This is a genomic window from Pseudomonas simiae, from assembly GCF_900111895.1.
GTDB lineage: Bacteria > Pseudomonadota > Gammaproteobacteria > Pseudomonadales > Pseudomonadaceae > Aquipseudomonas > Aquipseudomonas simiae.
The window spans coordinates 43244-62507 of sequence record NZ_FOKB01000010.1 but is presented as its reverse complement, the minus strand read 5'-3'; the positions used below and the strand labels follow the sequence as shown (position 1 = coordinate 62507).

At 62.3% G+C, this 19264-nt stretch carries 15 protein-coding genes; 2 read left to right on the top strand and 13 right to left on the bottom strand.

Translation table 11 applies throughout. The features are described 5' to 3' along the window. Nucleotides 1-67 precede the first annotated feature (67 nt). The 7 genes from BMZ57_RS24925 to BMZ57_RS24895 form a co-directional block, all read right to left on the bottom strand. Nucleotides 68-1708: a BatD family protein gene (locus BMZ57_RS24925; RefSeq protein WP_010210033.1), complete on the bottom strand. Its 1641-nt coding sequence runs from the start codon at nucleotides 1706-1708 to the stop codon at nucleotides 68-70. Beyond that, nucleotides 1705-3444 (bottom strand): tetratricopeptide repeat protein, encoded by a 1740-nt coding sequence (locus BMZ57_RS24920; protein ID WP_045792024.1) that lies wholly within the window; start codon nucleotides 3442-3444, stop codon nucleotides 1705-1707. The genes BMZ57_RS24925 and BMZ57_RS24920 overlap by 4 nt, the downstream gene beginning before the upstream one ends. Continuing rightward, complete coding sequence (locus tag BMZ57_RS24915) at nucleotides 3441-4529, bottom strand: vWA domain-containing protein (RefSeq protein WP_021491559.1); 1089 nt, start codon at nucleotides 4527-4529, stop codon at nucleotides 3441-3443. The genes BMZ57_RS24920 and BMZ57_RS24915 overlap by 4 nt, the downstream gene beginning before the upstream one ends. Beyond that, nucleotides 4522-5016 carry a DUF4381 domain-containing protein gene (locus BMZ57_RS24910; RefSeq protein ID WP_010210039.1) on the bottom strand — a complete coding sequence of 165 codons (495 nt, stop codon included), beginning with the start codon at nucleotides 5014-5016 and terminating at the stop codon, nucleotides 4522-4524. Before BMZ57_RS24910 ends, BMZ57_RS24915 begins: the two co-directional genes overlap by 8 nt. After that, on the bottom strand, nucleotides 5013-5945 hold the full coding sequence (locus tag BMZ57_RS24905; protein WP_069673401.1) for a DUF58 domain-containing protein: 933 nt from the start codon (nucleotides 5943-5945) through the stop codon (nucleotides 5013-5015). The genes BMZ57_RS24910 and BMZ57_RS24905 overlap by 4 nt, the downstream gene beginning before the upstream one ends. A 5-nt stretch (nucleotides 5946-5950) precedes the next feature. Then, nucleotides 5951-6910, bottom strand: a complete 960-nt coding sequence (locus BMZ57_RS24900) for an AAA family ATPase (protein ID WP_010210043.1) — start codon at nucleotides 6908-6910, stop codon at nucleotides 5951-5953. Nucleotides 6911-7056: 146 nt separating this feature from the next. Then, nucleotides 7057-7410 (bottom strand): hypothetical protein, encoded by a 354-nt coding sequence (locus BMZ57_RS24895; protein WP_021491557.1) that lies wholly within the window; start codon nucleotides 7408-7410, stop codon nucleotides 7057-7059. A 483-nt stretch (nucleotides 7411-7893) separates the two neighbouring features. Here BMZ57_RS24895 and BMZ57_RS24890 point away from each other — a divergent pair, with 483 nt between their 5' ends. Beyond that, nucleotides 7894-12762: an NAD-glutamate dehydrogenase gene (locus BMZ57_RS24890; protein WP_069673402.1), complete on the top strand. Its 4869-nt coding sequence runs from the start codon at nucleotides 7894-7896 to the stop codon at nucleotides 12760-12762. A 54-nt stretch (nucleotides 12763-12816) separates the two neighbouring features. Here BMZ57_RS24890 and BMZ57_RS24885 read toward each other — a convergent pair whose 3' ends face one another. The 4 genes from BMZ57_RS24885 to BMZ57_RS24870 all read right to left on the bottom strand — a co-directional run bounded on the left by BMZ57_RS24885 (nucleotide 12817) and on the right by BMZ57_RS24870 (nucleotide 16467). Continuing rightward, nucleotides 12817-13437 carry a hypothetical protein gene (locus BMZ57_RS24885; protein WP_042572243.1) on the bottom strand — a complete coding sequence of 207 codons (621 nt, stop codon included), beginning with the start codon at nucleotides 13435-13437 and terminating at the stop codon, nucleotides 12817-12819. Nucleotides 13438-13557: 120 nt separating this feature from the next. Further along, on the bottom strand, nucleotides 13558-14250 hold the full coding sequence (locus BMZ57_RS24880; RefSeq protein WP_010210047.1) for a GntR family transcriptional regulator: 693 nt from the start codon (nucleotides 14248-14250) through the stop codon (nucleotides 13558-13560). A 17-nt stretch (nucleotides 14251-14267) separates the two neighbouring features. Further along, complete coding sequence (locus BMZ57_RS24875; RefSeq protein WP_010210048.1) at nucleotides 14268-14969, bottom strand: FadR/GntR family transcriptional regulator; 702 nt, start codon at nucleotides 14967-14969, stop codon at nucleotides 14268-14270. A gap of 172 nt (nucleotides 14970-15141) precedes the next feature. Then, nucleotides 15142-16467 carry a C4-dicarboxylate transporter DctA gene (locus BMZ57_RS24870; RefSeq protein ID WP_175439684.1) on the bottom strand — a complete coding sequence of 442 codons (1326 nt, stop codon included), beginning with the start codon at nucleotides 16465-16467 and terminating at the stop codon, nucleotides 15142-15144. Between the two features lie 217 nt (nucleotides 16468-16684). Here BMZ57_RS24870 and BMZ57_RS24865 point away from each other — a divergent pair, with 217 nt between their 5' ends. After that, nucleotides 16685-17314, top strand: a complete 630-nt coding sequence (locus tag BMZ57_RS24865; RefSeq protein WP_010210050.1) for a DNA-3-methyladenine glycosylase I — start codon at nucleotides 16685-16687, stop codon at nucleotides 17312-17314. A gap of 3 nt (nucleotides 17315-17317) precedes the next feature. Here the strand turns inward: BMZ57_RS24865 and BMZ57_RS24860 are convergent, their stop codons facing one another. After that, a complete protein-coding gene (locus BMZ57_RS24860; RefSeq protein WP_042572245.1) occupies nucleotides 17318-17719 on the bottom strand; it encodes a cupin domain-containing protein in 402 nt (133 codons plus the stop codon). Between the two features lie 84 nt (nucleotides 17720-17803). Next, complete coding sequence (pdxR, locus tag BMZ57_RS24855) at nucleotides 17804-19237, bottom strand: MocR-like pyridoxine biosynthesis transcription factor PdxR (RefSeq protein ID WP_010210053.1); 1434 nt, start codon at nucleotides 19235-19237, stop codon at nucleotides 17804-17806. Nucleotides 19238-19264: the final 27 nt, after the last annotated feature.

Here is a 19264-nt window from a genome sequence, read left to right as displayed (position 1 = left end):
GGAGTTTACCTGCAAAAACACATTCGGTGCCCGCGGGAGGCCAAGATCCAGTGTGGGAGGAAGCAGGCTATTTGGGATACAACGGCGGCAAACTGGTGGTATCCGCCGCCGGGTCCAGTTCACGTTCAGCTATAGGAATCGCTTTCACGGCACGCCACAAGTCCTCACCCAGCCAGAAATGCCCACCCTCGCTGTACAGCGCGCCATTCAAGCCATCCAATGCATCCGACAATGGCACAAATCGCGCTGCCATGTCCGCGAGCGTTTCCGGCTGCTGCCGCGCCCAGGCGTCGAGGGCCTGGCGGGTGGCTTGCGGGTCGTTGGCCTGGGTGGCGCGTTTAAGGTCATCGAGCAGGGTGCGCGGGCTCGGGCCCGTTTGCGCGGCACGTTGCACGGCCGGTTGCCGGCGTGCGCGCCACCACAGGCCAAAACCCAGCAGGGTGGTGCAGGCGAAGAGCAACGTGCTCAGTTGCCACAGCCACAGGCGTTCATCATCCGGCGCGGTGATCACCGTGGGCGTGGCGGGAGTGTCGACGGCCAGGCTCGGGTTGATCGCCACTTGCAGGGTGCGCGCGGGCAGGCTGGTACGCTCCAGATGATCTTCGTGGGTGTTCCACCACACTACGTCCACGGCGGGCAGGTCCATGCTGCCTGCGAGGGTGGGCACCAGGGCTTCGCGGTCTTCACGGCTGCCGATCAGGCCACGGTCGTTGGTCTGGTTGCCGAGCACCGGTTGGTCCGGGTAGCGGCGCAGGCCGTTGACGTCGGTGCTGGGCAGGGCCGGCAGTTGTGCGCTGGACAGGCCTTCGGCCTTGACCGTGAGGCTGCGGGTCAGGGAGTCGCCGACCTGCACATGCTCAGGCGCCGGGTTCCAGTTTTCGCTCAGGGTCAGGCTGCGTGCCGGTAGCCATGGGGCGTCGGCGGGATACAGCGCGGGCTTGGGTTTGACCACCAGCGGTAACTCCGCAGAGCTGACGTGAATCAGCTTGCCCGGCTTGGTGCCTTGCAGGGTGTTTTCCTGCGGTGGGCGCGACTCCACCAGCGTGGCGCTGAAGGTCTGCGCCGGAATCGCCAGGGTGCCGCTGTGCTGCGGATAGATCGCGTAGCGGGTCTCGATCACGCCATGGCGGATACTGTTGATGACCTTTTCGTAGGTGCGGGACTCGCCCAACTGCTCCACGCGCGCATCGGCAATCTGCAGGGGGGTGAGGCTGCTGTCATCGTACAACGACACTGAGTGGTAGACGCGTACGGTCAACAGCGCCTGGGCCTGGACGTAGACACTGGTCTGGTCAAGGTTGGCCTCGACAAACACCGGCGCCAGCTCGGCGGCGGTGTTCTGGCTGGCGGTTTCGACCACTTGCAGGCTGATGGGCTGGGTCTTGTAATCGCCCACTTGCAGGGGCGGGATGACCACCGTGCCGTTTTCCTTGGGCAGCAGGGTGATGATCCAGCGCGTGGTGGCGTGGTTATCGCCGCCCAAGGTGGTGAGCTGGTTGATCTGGCGGGTGCCGCTGACTTCGAACTGCGCATCCAGCGGCGACAGGTCCGGCTTGCCGAACTGCGTGACATCGCTGGACTCCACCGTCAATTCCACCGTTTCCCCGGAGTTGACGCGGCTGCGGTCGACGCTGGCGGTCAGGTTCGCCGCCTGGGCGTGGCCTGCCGAGAGGGCGAGCAGGAGCAGTAGGGTGGTGCGGCGGCTCATCGAGTCTTGTCCTGATGTTGTTGCTGTTCGTACCAGAATTTGCGGCGCAGCAGTTCACCGGGATTGTCCGGGATCTCCTGCAGCCATTGCTCCAGGGCCTGACGGTGTTCACCGTCGAGGCTCGCGTTGTCGGGGCGCAGCGGCGGGGTGGTGGTCTGTTCGTCGCCCAGTTCGCTGCCGGGCACTTCGTTGCCTGGGGTTGGCGATGGACTGCCGGCCTGGGTGTCGTCAGTACCGGATTCGCCCTGGCCCTGGGACGACGGCTCGCCCCCCGTGGCGTTTTGCCCACTGGCGCCCGGTTGCGCAGTTTGGCCGGGTTGAGTGGTTTCGTCATCTTCGTTTTTTGCCGGCTGGGTCGGTTCCGGTTCGTCGCGTTCCTGCACCAGTGCTTCCACCAACGCCTTGTTTTTCAGGGCGGGCTGCAGGTCGGGCTGGGCTTCGAGGGCCTGTTCGTAGGCATCGATGGCGGCTTCCAGCTCACCGGACCTGGCCAGGGCGTTACCCCGATTGTAGTGGGAGTAGGCGTCATTGCCTTCGGCAAACAGCTTGATAGCCTCGGCGTAGTTGCCGGCTTCGTAAAGCGCCACGCCTTTCCATTGCGGGTCTTCGAAGTGTTCGGCGGCTTCGGCAGGGCGTTTTTTCTTCAGCAGGTATTGGCCTTGCTGGTCGGGACGCAGCCACAGGTCCTGCAAGCTGAATGCGTAGCTGGGCTGTGGTGCGCTCAACAGCAGCAGGGGCAGGCAGAACAACCAGCCACGCCGCCCGGCACAGGCAGCGAGTAGCAACAGGGGCAGGAGCAGCCAGTAACCCTGGTCGGCCCAGGTGTCCAGGCGCAGCAGTTGGCCATCGTTGCGCAGGGTCTGCGGCGGGTCGAGCACGCCGAGTTGGCGCAGGTCTTTGTCGTCCAGGCGTGCCGCGCGGTAGCGCCCACCCATTTCACTGGCGAAGGCCTTGAGCGTCGGGCTGTCGAGGCGCGGCACCAGGATCGCGCCTTGTTCGTCCTTGAGAAATTCACCGCTTTCCTGGGTCACCGGCGTGCCTTCACGGCTGCCGATGCCGAGGATCGACAGGGTGGGCGATTGTGCGTTTTGCAGCAGCAGGCGAATGCCCTGGCGTTCCTGTTTGGACAGCGAAGAACCAATCAGCAGTAGGCGTCCCTGGCCGAGGCCACCTTGCTTGAGCAGGCCGAGGGCTTTCTCGACGGCCAGGTCGGCGCGATGGCCGGCCTCAGGCATGATCGAGGGGCGCAGGGCGTCCAGCAGGTTGCGGCTGGTGGCCAGGTCATCCGACAGCGGCACCAGGGTGTGGGCGCTACCGGCGTAGACGACGATGGCGGTTTGTGCGTCGGTACGCGCCTGCAACACGTCATATAGCTTGCGCCGTGCCTGCTCCAGGCGGTTAGGCGGGCTGTCGGTGGCGAGCATTTCCGGGGTCAGTTCCAGCAACACCACCAACGGATCGGAAGGCTTCTGGCTCGACTGCTCAACACGCTGCCAGCTTGGGCCGAGCAACGCCAGCACGGCCAACAGCCAGGCAATGCCCAGCAGCACCCACGGCGATTTGCTCTCGCGGCCGTTTCCACCCCTGAGCAACACGGCATGGAAGGCCGCAGGCAAGATCATCTGCCAGCGCCCGGCGCGCTTTTGCCGGTGCCACAGGTGCCACAGCAACCAGCCGAGCAACGGCAGCAGCAACAACCAGCCGGGGCGGAACCAGTGCGGCCACAGGTCGATCATCGACGCCTCCGCAAACGCAGGCGTTTGAGGCGTTGGCGCCATTCCGGGTGTTGTTGCAGGAAAATCCCCTTGCTCGACAATTTGTTGAACAACCGTTGCAGGGCGTTGTTCGGCCAGCGTTCTTGAATCACCAGCAGCATGCTCAGCACCAGCGCCAGGGCCAGCGGTGCGCTGTACAGCGCCAGGGCCGGGCGTGCCTGCGTCGGTTGCTGTTCGACCGGTTCCAGTTTGTCGAGGGTCTCCTTGATCGCTTGCAATTGCTCACCGTCACGGGCGCGGAAGTATTGGCCGCTGGTGACGTCGGCGATGGCCTTGAGCGCCGGCTCGTCGAGGTCCAGGCTCGGGTTGACGCCGAGGATGCCCAGGGAGCCGGTTTGTTCCGGGTCGGCGCCGATGCCGATCGGATAGATTTTTACCCCTTCTTCAGCGGCGAGGCGCGCGGCAGTCAGCGGGTCGATCTGCCCGGCGTTGTTGGCGCCGTCAGTGACCAGGATCAGCACGCGGCTCTGCGCCGGGCGCTGGCGCAGGCGTTTCAGGGCCAGGCCGATGGCGTCGCCAATCGCGGTGTTCTTGCCGGCAATGCCGATGCGCGCTTCATCCAGCCAGGTGCGCACGGTGCGGCGGTCAAAGGTCAGTGGAGCTTGCAGGTAGGCTTGGCTGCCGAACAGGATCAGGCCAACCCGATCACCTTCGCGGCCCTCAAGAAAATCGCCGAGCAGGTGCTTGACCAGGCTCAAGCGACTCACGTCTTCGCCCTGCCAATGCATATCGGGGAAGTCCATGGAGCCGGACACGTCCACCGCCACCAGCAGGTCGCGGCCACTGGCGGCGATCGGCAGCGGTTCGCCGAGCCATTCCGGGCGTGCGGCGGCGGTCAGCAGCAGCAACCACAGCACCACGAACGGTGCTTGTTGGCGCCAACCGGGCAAGTTGATGCGGGCGCGACGACGGGCCAGGCCTTCGAGGTCGCTGAGGTAGCTGACTTTCAAGGCGGGCTCACCGCTGTCGGCGGCCGGCAGCACCAGGCGCATCAACCACGGCAAGGGCAACAGGGCGAAGATCCACGGCCAGGCGAACTCAAACATGTTTGCGAATCCAGGTGTCGACGGCTTGGGTCAGGCCGGCGATAGCCTTGTCGTCTAGTTTGCATTCGGGTTTGTAGGCGCCCTCTACCAATACCATCCAGCGTGTGAGGCCGGCGGCGGGGCAGCGGTTATCGAGGAACGCCAGCCATTTGCGGCCGTTGAGGGTGTGGCTCTGGCTATAGGGATAATCGTTGCGACACAGCCGTTTGAGCAGACCGTTGAGCTGTTGCAGCCAGGCGCCGGCGGGCGCGCCATCGTAAGGCTTGGGCATTAGCGCAAGCTCTGCCAGGGCGGCGATGCGCAGCGGGTCCAGCGGCTGTTCGGCGCGGGCGATGGGGCGGCGGGCCGGCAGAAAGCGGCGCAGTGACCACAGGCCCCAGCCGAGCAGCGGAAGCACCAGCAGCAACAGCCACCAACCCGGCGCGGGCGGCCAGAAGCCGACGGCGGGCGGGGCGATCAACGGCTGCAGTTGGTCAAGGCTGCTCATTGTTTTTTAACCGGGCGTTGCGGGTTGAGGTATTCGCGCAGTTGCTCGACCATTTCGCTCTGGGTGCTCAGGGGCATCAGCAGCACACGCAGTTTCTGGGCGAGCAGCTCCCAGCGCGCGATGCGGGCTTCGGCCTGGGCCTTGTAGGCCTGGCGCAGATCGAAATTCAGCGTATCCAGTTCCAGTTGGGCACCGCGCTCCGCGAAGCGCAGCAGCCCAGCAGCGGGCAGGGCGTGGTCGAGTGGGTCGGAGATCGGCAACAGCAGCAGGTCGCAATGCCGCGACAATAGGCTGAGTTGTTGCTCGGCGCCTTCGGTCAGCGCGCGTTCATCGCAGATCACAATCACCAGGCTACCGGGGCGCAACACTTCGCGGCCACGGCGCAAGGCCATGCCGAGGGCATCGGCTTCGGGGCGGCTTTCGGTGCTCAGGCTCTGGTTGACGCGCACCAGGCGGTTGAGCAATTGCAGCAGGCTTTGCTTGCTGCGGCGCGGCTTGATTTCGTAGTGCTCGTTGTCGCCGAACACCAGGCCGCCCACACGGTCGTTATGCCCCAGTGCGGCCCAGCCAATCAGACTGGCGGCCTGTGCGGCCAGCACCGACTTGAACATCTGCCCGGAGCCGAAAAACAGCCGGCAGCTTTGTTCCACCATGATGAAGATCGGTCGCTCGCGTTCTTCATGGAACAACTTGGTGTGCGGCTCTTGGGTGCGCGCCGTCACACGCCAGTCGATGGTGCGCACGTCGTCCCCGGCCTGGTACACGCGCACCTGGTCGAAGTCCACACCACGCCCGCGCAGCTTGGAGTGATGCAGGCCGATCAGCGGGCTGCGCTGGCTTGGCGTGGAAAACAACTGCACTTCGCGCACGCGATGGCGCATCTCGATCAACTCGCTGAGCGTGACGCGGACCCCATCGCTTGCGTTCATGGGTTTCAAGCGACGGCAACGACGTCGAGAATGCGCTGCACCACACGGTCCTGGTCAATGCCGGCGGCTTCCGCTTCGAACGACAGGATGATGCGATGGCGCAACACGTCGAACAGCACCGCCTGGATATCTTCCGGGCTGACGAAGTCGCGACCGGCCAGCCAGGCATGGGCGCGGGCACAACGGTCGAGGGCGATGGAGCCGCGGGGGCTGGCGCCGTAGGCAATCCATTCGGCCATTTCCAGGTCGAACTTGGCGGGGGTGCGGGTGGCCATCACCAGTTGCACCAGGTATTCCTCTACGGCATCAGCCATGTACAGGCCGAGGATTTCCTTGCGCGCGGCGAAGATCGCCTGCTGGCTGACACGGCGCTCAGGCTTGGTTTCGCCGTTGAGGGCTTCGCCGCGGGCCTGTTGCAGGATACGTCGCTCGACGGCGGCGTCCGGGAAGCCGATTTTCACATGCATCAAGAAGCGGTCGAGTTGGGCCTCGGGCAACGGGTAGGTGCCTTCCTGCTCGATGGGGTTTTGCGTGGCCATCACCAGGAACAGCGGCGACAAGTCATACGTGCTGCGCCCGACGCTGACCTGGCGCTCGGCCATGGCCTCCAGCAGGGCCGACTGCACCTTGGCCGGCGCGCGGTTGATTTCGTCCGCCAGCACCAGGTTGTGGAAGATCGGCCCTTGCTGGAACACGAAGCTGCCGGTTTCCGGACGATAGATCTCGGTGCCGGTGATGTCGGCGGGCAACAGGTCGGGGGTGAACTGGATTCGATGGAACTGCGCTTCGATGCCTTCCGCCAACTCTTTGATGGCCTTGGTCTTGGCCAGGCCCGGCGCGCCTTCCACCAGCATATGGCCGTCGGCGAGCAACGCGATCAACAGGCGATCGATGAGTTTTTCCTGGCCGAGAATCTGCGTAGAAAGAAAGGTTCGCAGCGCAAGCAGCGCTTCACGATGTTCCATCGATGACGGTTCCTGGAGAGATGAGCCCGGCGGTCGAGCAAAAACGCCGGGCTTGGGAGGCTTACTTTAATGCATCGAGGGGGGTGGCGACTAACGGCGTAACGGGTATTTTTGGCAAAACTTGTAGGATTTTTGTGTGGGAGGCATCACGCGCGGGCGTAGGTGCCAGTGCCTTTGAGGATGTTTTGCAGGGTTTCTTCGACTTCGGCCAGATCCGACGCGGCTGTGGCGTGGGTGATCTCAAGGTGATCCTTGCCGCCCAGTGCATCGGCGTCACCCGCCGCCAGCTCGACCCGTAGCGTGGTGTCACTCAGCGTGATCTTCAGCCCATCCAGGGTCGATGGCTCGTAGTCCCAGGTCAGCTCCACTTCGTCTTCATCCGGGTAGCGGGTCAGCATGAACATTTCGCCGTTCTTGCCGTGACAGCAGAGCATCGCCATGTTGTCCTCTTCGTCATCGCACGGGGTGACCATCAGGGCGTCGGTTTTCAGCTGCAGCATGGGGAATCCTGGTAGGGGGTAGGGCGTAATAGGGGCAATTGTGCCATTGCGGCGAATTTTGTGCTGCATCCTGTGTCAGACCCAGTGCATGACCTGACGGGCAATATCAGTCATTTCTGGTACTCGCACGCCTTGAAATAGCCGGTTTTTTTGCCGGATGTTGCGGGTTGCCCAAGTCGCAACCCTACGCCTGCTTACCGATGACCGAATATGTCGCAGCGTCGCAAGCAGCTGGCTTCCCACACTCGTTAAGCTGCGCAACGGATGTGCCCTGTGCCGGGAGTCTGACCTGCCCGTCGTACCGTCGCCTGGCAAGGCGCATGTCCAATGGAAGTTGTATGTGACCTGACTGTCTTGTCCAGCTTCACTCACCTGTCACGCTGAATTCGCTATGGTTAACCTGCGAACAGCGCTGACGGTCTCCCCGCAAGGGGATAACACGCGACGCTTCCATCAATAACAAGCCCAAGCGGAGTACCACAGATGGCGTTCTTCACCGCAGCCAGCAAGGCCGACTTCCAGCATCAACTGCAAGCGGCACTGGCGCAGCACATCAGTGAACAGGCACTGCCACAAGTGGCGCTGTTTGCTGAACAATTCTTCGGCATCATTTCCCTGGACGAACTGACCCAGCGTCGCCTTTCCGACCTGGCCGGTTGCACCCTCTCTGCGTGGCGCCTGCTTGAGCGCTTTGACCATACCCAACCGCAAGTGCGGGTCTACAACCCCGATTACGAACGTCATGGCTGGCAGTCGACCCATACCGCGGTTGAAGTGCTGCACCATGACCTGCCATTCCTGGTGGACTCGGTCCGTACCGAGCTGAACCGCCGCGGCTACAGCATCCACACCTTGCAGACCACCGTGCTCAGCGTACGCCGTGGCGCCAAGGGCGAGTTGCTGGAAATCCTGCCTAAAGGCACCCAGGGCGAAGGCATCCAGCAAGAATCGCTGATGTACCTGGAAATCGACCGCTGCGCCAACGCCGCCGAACTGAACGTGCTGAGCAAAGAGCTTGAGCAGGTGCTGGGCGAAGTGCGCGTGGCCGTGGCCGATTTCGAGCCGATGAAAGCCAAGGTCCAGGACCTGCTGGCCGGTATCGACGCCAGCCAGTTCAGCATCGACGGCGAAGAAAAAGCCGAGATCAAGAACTTCCTGGAATGGCTGGTGGGCAACCACTTTACCTTCCTCGGCTATGAAGAATTCGTGGTACGTGACGAGGCGGATGGCGGTCATATCGAATATGACGCCGATTCCTTCCTCGGCCTGACCAAGCTGCTGCGCGCCGGCCTCACCGCCGACGACCTGCGCATCGAAGACTACGCCGTGGCCTACCTGCGTGAGCCGACCGTGCTGTCGTTCGCCAAGGCCGCGCACCCGAGCCGTGTACACCGTCCGGCGTACCCGGACTACGTGTCGATCCGTGAGATCAGCGCCGACGGCAAAGTGATCAAGGAACACCGCTTCATGGGCCTGTACACCTCCTCGGTGTATGGCGAAAGCGTGCGGGTTATTCCGTACATCCGTCGCAAGGTCGCGGAAATCGAACGCCGCTCCGGCTTCCAGCCCAAGGCTCACCTGGGCAAGGAGCTGGCTCAAGTCGTTGAAGTGCTGCCACGCGACGACCTGTTCCAGACCCCGGTCGACGAATTGTTCAGCACTGTGATGTCCATCGTGCAGATCCAGGAACGCAACAAGATCCGCGTGTTCCTGCGCAAGGACCCGTACGGTCGTTTCTGCTACTGCCTGGCCTACGTGCCGCGCGACATCTATTCCACCGAAGTGCGCCAGAAGATCCAGCAAGTGCTGATGGATCGCCTGAAGGCCTCGGACTGCGAATTCTGGACCTTCTTCTCCGAATCCGTGCTGGCCCGTGTGCAGCTGATTCTGCGGGTTGACCCGAAGAACCGTCTGGACATCGACCCGCTGCAACTGGAAAAAGAAGTGGTGCAGGCCTGCCGCAGCTGGCAGGACGACTACTCCAGCCTTGTCGTCGAAAGCTTCGGCGAAGCCCACGGCACCAACGTGCTGGCTGACTTCCCGAAAGGCTTCCCGGCCGGCTACCGCGAGCGTTTCGCCGCGCATTCCGCCGTGGTCGACATGCAGCACCTGCTGAGCCTGACCGAAGCCAACCCGCTGGTGATGAGCTTCTACCAGCCGCTGGGCCAGGTTTCCGGCCAGCGCGAGCTGCATTGCAAGCTCTACCACGCCGACACCCCGCTGGCGCTGTCCGACGTGTTGCCGATCCTGGAAAACCTCGGCCTGCGCGTGCTGGGCGAGTTCCCGTACCGTCTACGCCATGCCAATGGCCGTGAGTTCTGGATCCATGACTTCGCGTTCATCGCCGCCGAAGGCGTGAACCTGGACATCCAGCAACTGAACGACACCCTGCAGGATGCGTTCGTGCACATCGTGCATGGCGACGCCGAGAACGATGCGTTCAACCGCCTGGTACTGACCGCGGGCCTGCCTTGGCGCGATGTGGCGCTGCTGCGTGCCTATGCCCGTTACCTGAAGCAGATCCGCCTGGGCTTCGACCTGGGTTACATCGCCAGCACCCTGAACAACCACACCGACATCGCCCGCGAGTTGACCCGGTTGTTCAAGACCCGCTTCTACCTGGCGCGCAAGCTGACCGCCGACGACCTGGAAGATAAGCAGCAACGCCTGGAACAAGCGATTCTCAGCGCCCTGGACGATGTTCAGGTGCTCAACGAAGACCGCATCCTGCGTCGCTACCTGGACCTGATCAAGGCCACGCTGCGCACCAACTTCTACCAGACTGACGCCAACGGCCAGAACAAGTCGTACTTCAGCTTCAAGTTCGACCCACGCGCCATTCCTGAACTGCCGAAGCCCGTGCCGAAGTTTGAAATCTTCGTGTACTCGCCACGCGTGGAAGGCGTGCATCTGCGTTTCGGCAACGTCGCTCGCGGCGGCCTGCGCTGGTCCGACCGTGAAGAAGACTTCCGGACCGAAGTGCTCGGCCTGGTAAAAGCCCAGCAAGTGAAGAACTCGGTCATCGTGCCAGTGGGTGCGAAGGGCGGCTTCCTGCCGCGTCGCCTGCCATTGGGCGGCAGCCGCGACGAGATCGCGGGCGAGGGCATCGCCTGCTACCGCATCTTCATTTCGGGCCTGTTGGACATCACCGACAACCTGAAGGATGGCGCCCTGGTGCCGCCGGCCAACGTCGTGCGCCATGACGACGATGACCCGTACCTGGTCGTCGCAGCGGACAAGGGCACCGCGACCTTCTCCGACATCGCCAACGGTATCGCCATCGACTACGGCTTCTGGCTGGGTGACGCGTTCGCGTCCGGTGGTTCCGCCGGTTACGACCACAAGAAAATGGGCATCACCGCCAAAGGCGCGTGGGTTGGCGTGCAGCGTCACTTCCGTGAGCGCGGCATCAATGTGCAGGAAGACAGCATCACCGTGGTCGGCGTCGGTGACATGGCCGGTGACGTATTCGGTAACGGCCTGTTGATGTCCGACAAGCTGCAACTGGTCGCGGCGTTCAACCACCTGCATATCTTCATCGATCCAAACCCGAACCCGGCCACCAGCTTCGTCGAGCGTCAGCGCATGTTCGAGCTGCCGCGTTCGGCCTGGACCGACTACGACACCAGCATCATGTCCGAAGGCGGCGGTATCTTCTCGCGCAGCGCGAAGAGCATTGCCATCTCGCCACAGATGAAAGAACGCTTCGACATTTCCGCCGACAAGCTGACCCCGACCGAACTGCTGAACGCCTTGCTCAAGGCGCCGGTGGACCTGTTGTGGAACGGCGGTATCGGGACCTACGTCAAGGCCAGCACCGAAAGCCATGCCGATGTAGGCGACAAGGCCAACGACGCGCTGCGCGTCAACGGCAACGAGTTGCGCTGCAAGGTCGTGGGCGAGGGCGGTAACCTCGGCATGACCCAACTGGGTCGTGTGGAATTCGGCCTCAATGGCGGCGGTTCCAACACCGACTTCATTGACAACGCCGGTGGCGTGGACTGCTCCGACCACGAAGTGAACATCAAGATCCTGCTCAACGAAGTGGTGCAGGCAGGTGACATGACCGACAAGCAACGCAACCAGTTGCTGGCGAGCATGACGGACGAAGTCGGCAACCTGGTGTTGGGCAACAACTACAAGCAGACCCAGGCCCTGTCCCTGGCTGCGCGCCGTGCCTATGAGCGTGCCGCCGAGTACAAACGCCTGATGAGCGACTTGGAAGGCCGTGGCAAGCTGGACCGTGCCATCGAGTACCTGCCGACCGAGGAGCAGCTCACCGAGCGCGCCGCGACTGGCAAGGGCCTGACCCGTCCGGAACTGTCGGTGCTGATCTCGTACAGCAAGATCGACCTCAAGGAAGCGCTGCTCAAGTCCCTGGTGCCGGATGACGAGTACCTGACCCGTGACATGGAAACCGCGTTCCCTCCGAGCCTGGTCGCCAAGTTCTCCGAGGCCATGCGTCGCCACCGTCTGAAGCGTGAGATCGTCAGCACCCAGATCGCCAACGACCTGGTCAACCACATGGGCATCACCTTCGTTCAGCGGCTCAAAGAGTCCACCGGCATGAGCCCGGCGAACGTGGCCGGCGCCTATGTGATCGTGCGTGACATCTTCCACCTCCCGCACTGGTTCCGCCAGATCGAAGCCCTGGACCACCAGGTTTCCGCTGATGTGCAACTGGAGCTGATGGATGAGCTGATGCGCCTGGGCCGCCGCGCTACGCGCTGGTTCCTGCGCAGTCGTCGCAACGAGCAGGACGCTGGCCGCGACACCGCGCATTTCGGTCCGCACCTGGCGGCGTTGGGCCTCAAGCTCGACGAACTGCTGGAAGGCCCGACCCGTGAAGGCTGGCAGAACCGCTACGGCAAATACACCGAAGCCGGTGTGCCGGAGTTGTTGGCGCGTATGGTTGCCGGTACAACGCACCTGTACACCTTGCTGCCAATCATCGAAGCGGCTGACGTGACCGGGCATGATGCCGCCGAAGTGGCCAAGGCCTACTTCGCCGTCGGCAGCGCCCTGGACCTGCCATGGTACCTGCAGCAGATCAGTGATCTGCCGGTGGCCAACAACTGGCAAGCCCAGGCCCGCGAGGCCTTCCGCGACGACGTGGACTGGCAGCAGCGCGCGATCACTATCTCCGTCCTGCAAATGGCCGATGCGCCGCAAGACATGGAAGCCCGCGTGGCCCTGTGGCTTGAGCAGCACAAGGACATGGCCGATCGTTGGGTGGCGATGATGGTTGAGATTCGTGCCGCTGTGGGTACGGACTACGCCATGTACGCGGTGGCCAACCGTGAGTTGCTGGACCTGGCGTTGAGCGGCCAGTCGGCGTTGCAAGCGGTTTGATTTAACTGCAAGACAGAAAGCCCCGTATCTTGAGATACGGGGCTTTTTTTTGACTTAAAAACTGGCATGACCCAGGCAAGGCTGGATGACTCTTTTCAAGCCGTTGTTATTGGCTGGTAATAAGAAGGTCGCGGTCAGCGGCTTGTCGCCTTCGTTGGCAGGCGCTATTGAGAGTTTTAGTGTTTGACCGCGTGAGGCATCGCTGGCCCAGTAGGCTAATTCGTCAGGCGCAACGGCAGTACTGAGCGCAAATACCGTTCCGATCTGGAACGCCCCGCCGTAGGTCCAGACACCGTTTACCGGGTGATCGATGGCGGTGCGTGTTGCCGTGGTGATGCGCAATGGCCCATTTGCGCTGGCGTCTGGACCTTCGAATGGCGCCGCGTCAAAGCCCAGCGAGGCCGGTGTGATCTGCAGTGCAACGCTGGCCGTCGGGCTTTGCGGGGAGCAACTGATCTCAAGGCTGGCCTTGACGTGATAGTCGCCGTAAGCGCTGCCACCGAAAGTGCGGGCGGTTAGCATCGGGCTATTGGCGTAGGGTTGTTCAAGCAGCCAGACGGGGGCTGCCGGGGTGATGATGTAAGTCCCGGCCGTTAACGCGTCGCCCGCCCATACATAGGCATTGAACTGCGGAATGAAGAGGGCGGTGACCAGTGCGAAAGTGAGGGCTTGCATAACGCTATTCATCCGAGTTCAAGGCTGTAGGGATGAATACAATTGTGCAGTGCCATGACCCTCCGGGCTGTCGGCGATTTCGGAGATCACCGCTGTATTCGTAGTCAGTCAGGGTGGGCTTTATGGCACAGCCTGGCTCAGCAATTTGGCTTCCAGGTGATCCAGGTGTTGGGTCATCAGCGTCACCGCGGTGGTTGAGTCGCGCCGCTCCACCGCATCCACAATCGCCGCATGCTCCTGCCACGCGCAATACGTGCAGGCTTTGGCTTCAAATTGCGCAATGATCAACGAGGTCAGTGGCACCAGGCTGTTGAGAAACTGTGCCAGCGGTGCATTGCCCGCCACGGCCGCCAGTTGCAGATGGAATTCCCCGGATAACCGAATCGCCGGTCCACGCTGATCACGCTCAATGTACTCGCGTTCCCGTGCGATCAGCTCGCGCAACTGGCGGATCTGTAGGGGTGTTGCTTGCGCACAGGCCAATTGCACCACGGTGATTTCTGTCAGTCGCCGCGCTTCCAGAATCTGCCGCGCCTGCTGCGTGTCCGGCGCTGCCACCTGGGCGCGCTGGTTGGGGCGCAGGAGGATCACTTGCTGATGGGAAAGCTTTGCCAGGACGCGGCGAATCACACTGCGGCTCACGCCAAAGATCTCGCCCAGGCCTTCTTCGGTAAAGCGGCTGGCCGGGGCGATACGCTGTTCCAGGATGGCGTCGAACAATCGCGGATAGATGTCGTCCACCGAAGGCTTTTTACCGGCGACCAGACGCAGGGTTGGGAGGATAGGGTCGTAGTGCAAGGCGCGAGCGGTCATGGCCTGTCTCCAAAAAGTCAGCTGCCCAGATGGTCGTCCGGGATGTTCAAGCGAATGCCCATGCGCAGGCCTTCCTGAAGGATGTGGCGACGCATTTCGGCGCTGGCCAGGGCGCTGTTCTTGTTGCGGATGGCGCGCACAACGGCTTCATTTTCCTGCAGGCGTTCGGCCAGGTGCTCTGGCGAGTTGCGCAGCACCTGGGCGCTTTGCTTGAGTGCGTTGCTGGTCTGTTGCACCACGTTCTGGAAGATCGGGTTGGAAGTGAGGGCAAACAGCTCTTCGTGAAAACCGATGTAGGCGTTCATTCCGGCCTCTGCGTCGCCGGCGTCGAGGGCCTCGCGCATGTCCATCAAGGTCAGGCGCAGTTGGCCCACCTCTTTGCTGCTGATGGACTGGGCCACCAGGCCGACAATGAAGGGCTCGAGGGTGTAGCGCAGTTGCAGGATGTCTTCCAGGCTGGCGTCGGCCACCGCGTCGCTGGCGTGCGGTTCGCTGATATTGGTCTCCAATACCACCACGCCCTTGCCGGGCATGGAGCGCACCAGGCCGAGCGTTTCCAGCACGATCACCGCCTCACGCAGGCTGGGGCGGCTGATACCCATTTGTTCGGCCAGTTCGCGTTGGCCGGGCAGCATTTCGCCGCGACGCCACTGCCCGCGGGCCAGCGCGGCGCGGAGTTTTTCTACGACTGAATTGACGACGGTTGAGGTGCTGATCACGCCGTTACCTCCTTGATGTTGCGAACAGGGTTGTCAAATTGACGACGGTTAAAATGTGGGAGCGGGCTTGCTCGCGAAAGCAGTGTGTCAGTCACCCCATTTGCAGGCTGAACTACCGCATTCGCGAGCAAGCCCGCTCCCACATCTTGGCCTGTGTCGCTCATGAAATGGATCAAAACTCCTGATGCGCCGGCACGACCGGCTTCTTGGCCTGGAAGGCATAGCCTTGCTGGCCGTCCAGCACCTTGTTGGCGCGCTGGATATCGATGTCTTTTTCCCAGCGGGCGATGGCGACGGTGGCGACGCAGTTGCCGATCAAGTTAGTCAACGCGCGACCGATGCCCATGAACCAATCCACCGCCAGCACCAGCACCAGGCCCACCACCGGGATCGCAGGGATCGCCGTGAGGGTCGCCGCCAGGATCACCAGCGCCGAGCCGGGAATCCCGTGGGCGCCTTTGGAGGTGATCAACGACACCAGCAGAATGGTCAGCAGATCCGTCATCGATAGCGGTGTGCCGGTGGCATTGGCGATAAACACGATGGCCAGGGTCAGGTAGATGGAAAAGCCGTCGAGGTTGAACGAGTACCCCGTCGGAATCACCAGGCCCACGGTAGAACTGCCGATGCCCAGGTGTTCGAGTTTACGCATGATCTGTGGCAGCACGGCGTCGGAGGAGGCGGTGCCCATCACAATCAGCAGTTCTTCACGCAGGTACTTGAGCAGCGGCAACATGCGCAGCCCCGACAGGCGCATCACCAGACCGAGGATCAGCCCGACGAAGGCAAAGCACGTCAAGTAGAACAGGCCCACCAAACTGCCCAGGTGTTGCAGGGAGTCCAGCCCGTAGGTGCTGGTGGTGAAGGCGATTGCGCCGAACACACCGATTGGCGCCAGGCGCACAATCATGCCCATGATGCGAAAGATGATGTGGCTCAGTTCGTTGATCAGTCGCGAGATGCCCGAGGCTGCTTCGCCGACCAGGTTCAACGCACTGCCGAACAGCACCGAGAACAGCAGCACTTGCAGCACGTTGTTGTCGGCAAAGGCGCCGATCACCGAGTTGGGGATCAGGTCCATGAGGAACTGGCTGGTGCCACGGATGTGCTGACCCTTGTCTGCCAGTTCATTCAAGCCGGCCGACGACAGTTGTTCCAGATGGATATTGGCGCCGGTGCCGATACCGGTGCTGAAGGCCATCACCAGGCCGATCACCAGAGCGACGGTGGTGAGGATTTCAAAGTAGATCACGGACTTGAGGCCGATGCGCCCGACTTTCTTCAGGTCGCCGGCGCCGGAAATGCCGCTGACCACCACGCAGAACACGATCAGGCCGATCAGCATCTTGATCAGCTTGATAAAACCGTCACCCAGGGGTTTGAGTTGCGAGGAGAATTCGGGAAGGGTCAGGCCGCAGATTATGCCGAGCATCAGGCCAATCACGACTTGCAGGAAAATCGAACGCGAGCACCATCTGAGCATGGGAGGGATCTCTATTCGGTGCCCTGGTGGTTCCAGGGCTTAATTGTTGTGGTCTTACCGGTAAGTCCAGTGCGGGGCCAGTCTACGCCCGGTATTTTTGAAATCACAAGCAATTATTTGGCGGTTGACAGGTCCCGGTCTGACCAGTTGGTCGGTAAGGTCGAGGCTTGAGCGGTTGGCGCGGTGGAAATTTTTTCGCTTATCATCCACCGCTCGGCACGTGAGGTGATGGATGGACACACCAGGACTGACCACTGACGACACCGGGCAGACCCACTGCACCTGGCGCATGGCCGCGCCGGAATACCCGCGTTATCACGACCAGGAGTGGGGCGTGCCGGTGGCGGATGATATTCAGCTGTACGAGAAGATCTGCCTGGAGGGCTTTCAGGCTGGCATGGCGTGGATCACCATCCTGCGTAAGCGTGAGCAGTTCCGCGTGGCGTTCGAGGGTTTTGATTTTCGCCGTGTGGCGCACTATGGAGAGGCGGATATTGCGCGGCTTATGCAGGACCCGGGCATTGTGCGCAATCGGGCCAAAATCGTTTCCACCATCAACAACGCACGCAGGGCCTGTGAGCTGGTGGATGAGACCGGTTCCCTGGCGCGCTGGTTGTGGGCGTTTGAGCCCGGTGAAGATGAGCGCCCGACCGTGGTGGACATGGCTTATTGGACGGGCAACCCCACTTCACCGGCTTCGGTGCGTTTGTCGAAGGCCTTGAAGAAGCGCGGTTGGACGTATGTGGGCCCGACCACGATGTATGCGTTGATGCAGGCGATGGGCATGGTCAATGATCACCTGGAAGGCTGTGTGTGCCGGCCACGGATCGAAGACCTGCGCCGGCAGTTCCAGCGACCTTGAGGCTTACTGCTGGAGCGGCGTCAGCACTTCAGCGTTGTCATCCAGCACCATCACCACCAGCAATCTGGCCGGTTTTGTCTGGCTGGCATTGCTCGACTCAAAGTGTCGCGAACCCGCAGGTTCGTAGAACGATTCGCCGACCTGGTAGGTTCTCGCTTTCTCATCATTCACCCGCGAAGTGATCGCGCCTTCCAGCACATAAGCCACGGCAGTGCCGGTGTGGCTGTGGGGCATGGTGGCCTGGCCTGGGGCGTAATCGACGGTGAGCATAATGGTTTTCTTGCCGGGCACATTGGTCAAGGCATGGGTTTGAAGCACCTTGATCGACTCCTGGTTGTAAACCGGTTCGTGGGCAAAGGCGCAAAGCGAGGCGAGCATCAGCGAGGCAGCGAGCAATCGTTTCATGGTGAGGTTTCCGAGTCATTCGAGACCTCTTCACCCTACGCCGCCGTGCCTGGGGGACCAATGACCAATCCGGAGGAAAATCCACTAGCCAATCTGCAGCAGTATGTCGCGTACCTTATCCAGCGCCGGGTCGATGTCCAGGGTCTCGATGGCGCCGAAACCGATGATCAGGCCAGGACGTATGGGCGCATCGTGGAAGAACACGTCCAGGGGGTACACGCCCACTTCTACCCGGCGTGCCAGTTCCATCAGCAACGGGATGTTCACCGGCACCTTGCACAACGCCGCCATGTGGAACCCGGCCACAGTAGGCACCGCCTCGAACCAGGGCGACAAGTCGCCCGCCAGGCGTTGCAGGATGCGTTCACGGCGCCCGGCGTAAACCGTGTGGCAGCGGCGGATATGCTTGAGCAAGTAGCCTTCACTGATGAATTTGGCCAAGGCCCATTGCGGCAGCGTCGAGCTGTGCTGATCGGTCAATTGCTTGGCCTTGAGGACCGCGCCGTAAATGGCCGGCGGCAGCACCGCGTAACCCAGGCGCAACTCCGGCAGCAAGGTTTTCGAGAAGGTGCCGACGTAGGCCACCACGCCACGGGTGTCCAGGCTTTGCAGGGAGTCGGTGGGCCGCCCCTCGTAGCGAAATTCGCTGTCGTAGTCGTCTTCGATAATGATCGCACCCAGCTCGAACGCTCGCGCCAGCAAGGCTTCACGGCGCGCTGGGCTCATCGGCATGCCGAGGGGAAATTGGTGGGAGGGCGTCACGTAGATCAGTCGTGTGCCGTCGGGAATTCGGTCGACGCGAATGCCCTGTTCATCCACCGGCACGCTGACGACGCTGGCGCCCATCGCCATGAACATCTGGCGTGCGGGGCTGTAGCCGGGGTCTTCCATGGCAACGAGGCTGCCCGGTTCCAGCACCACGCGGGCGATCAGGTCCAGCGCCTGCTGTGCACCGTTCGTGACCACGATGTCGCTGTCACGGCAGTTGACCCCGCGGGAGAACGCGATGTGTCCGGCGATGGCGCTGCGCAGCGCCGGCAAGCCTTCGGGCTGGCTGTAGAAACCGCTGTTCTGGGCGATGCGCCGTAAGGCGTCCTGGGTACAGCGACGCCACTCATCCTGGGGGAACTGGTTGCGGCTGGTGGCACCGCCGATAAATTCGTAACGCAGCGTGCTGTCACGGGTGGGGTGACGCATCGGGGAGGGCAGTGACTGCCACTTCGCGAGGTTGGCGGCGCAGGCCAGGTCGGTGGCGCCTTGCTGGCGTTCAGTCTGTGGCGCTCGGGCATTGACGAAGGTGCCACGGCCGGTCTTGCCGATCAGTAATCCTTCGTAGGTCAGGGTGGCGTAGGTGTCCGACACGGTCTTGCGCGACACCCCCAGCTGTTGGGCGAGCAAGCGGCTGGGCGGCAACTGCGCACCGGCGGCCAGGCGCCCGGAGCCGATGGCTTCACGCAACTGTTGATACAACTGTTCGGCCAGATCCTTGCGGCCGTTAATGACAACGTGCAATTCCATGTCTTACCCCGTGCATTCACTCGGGCC

What these genes read in the sequence shown, in the direction of transcription:
- BMZ57_RS24925 (WP_010210033.1), bottom strand. Translation starts at nt 1,708, where the DNA reads ATGAGCCGCCGCACCACCCTACTGCTCCTGCTCGCCCTCTCGGCAGGC.
- BMZ57_RS24920 (WP_045792024.1), bottom strand. Translation starts at nt 3,444, where the DNA reads ATGATCGACCTGTGGCCGCACTGGTTCCGCCCCGGCTGGTTGTTGCTG.
- BMZ57_RS24915 (WP_021491559.1), bottom strand. Translation starts at nt 4,529, where the DNA reads ATGTTTGAGTTCGCCTGGCCGTGGATCTTCGCCCTGTTGCCCTTGCCG.
- BMZ57_RS24910 (WP_010210039.1), bottom strand. Translation starts at nt 5,016, where the DNA reads ATGAGCAGCCTTGACCAACTGCAGCCGTTGATCGCCCCGCCCGCCGTC.
- BMZ57_RS24905 (WP_069673401.1), bottom strand. Translation starts at nt 5,945, where the DNA reads ATGAACGCAAGCGATGGGGTCCGCGTCACGCTCAGCGAGTTGATCGAG.
- BMZ57_RS24900 (WP_010210043.1), bottom strand. Translation starts at nt 6,910, where the DNA reads ATGGAACATCGTGAAGCGCTGCTTGCGCTGCGAACCTTTCTTTCTACG.
- BMZ57_RS24895 (WP_021491557.1), bottom strand. Translation starts at nt 7,410, where the DNA reads ATGCTGCAGCTGAAAACCGACGCCCTGATGGTCACCCCGTGCGATGAC.
- BMZ57_RS24890 (WP_069673402.1), top strand. Translation starts at nt 7,894, where the DNA reads ATGGCGTTCTTCACCGCAGCCAGCAAGGCCGACTTCCAGCATCAACTG.
- BMZ57_RS24885 (WP_042572243.1), bottom strand. Translation starts at nt 13,437, where the DNA reads ATGCAAGCCCTCACTTTCGCACTGGTCACCGCCCTCTTCATTCCGCAG.
- BMZ57_RS24880 (WP_010210047.1), bottom strand. Translation starts at nt 14,250, where the DNA reads ATGACCGCTCGCGCCTTGCACTACGACCCTATCCTCCCAACCCTGCGT.
- BMZ57_RS24865 (WP_010210050.1), top strand. Translation starts at nt 16,685, where the DNA reads ATGGACACACCAGGACTGACCACTGACGACACCGGGCAGACCCACTGC.
- BMZ57_RS24860 (WP_042572245.1), bottom strand. Translation starts at nt 17,719, where the DNA reads ATGAAACGATTGCTCGCTGCCTCGCTGATGCTCGCCTCGCTTTGCGCC.
- pdxR (WP_010210053.1), bottom strand. Translation starts at nt 19,237, where the DNA reads ATGGAATTGCACGTTGTCATTAACGGCCGCAAGGATCTGGCCGAACAG.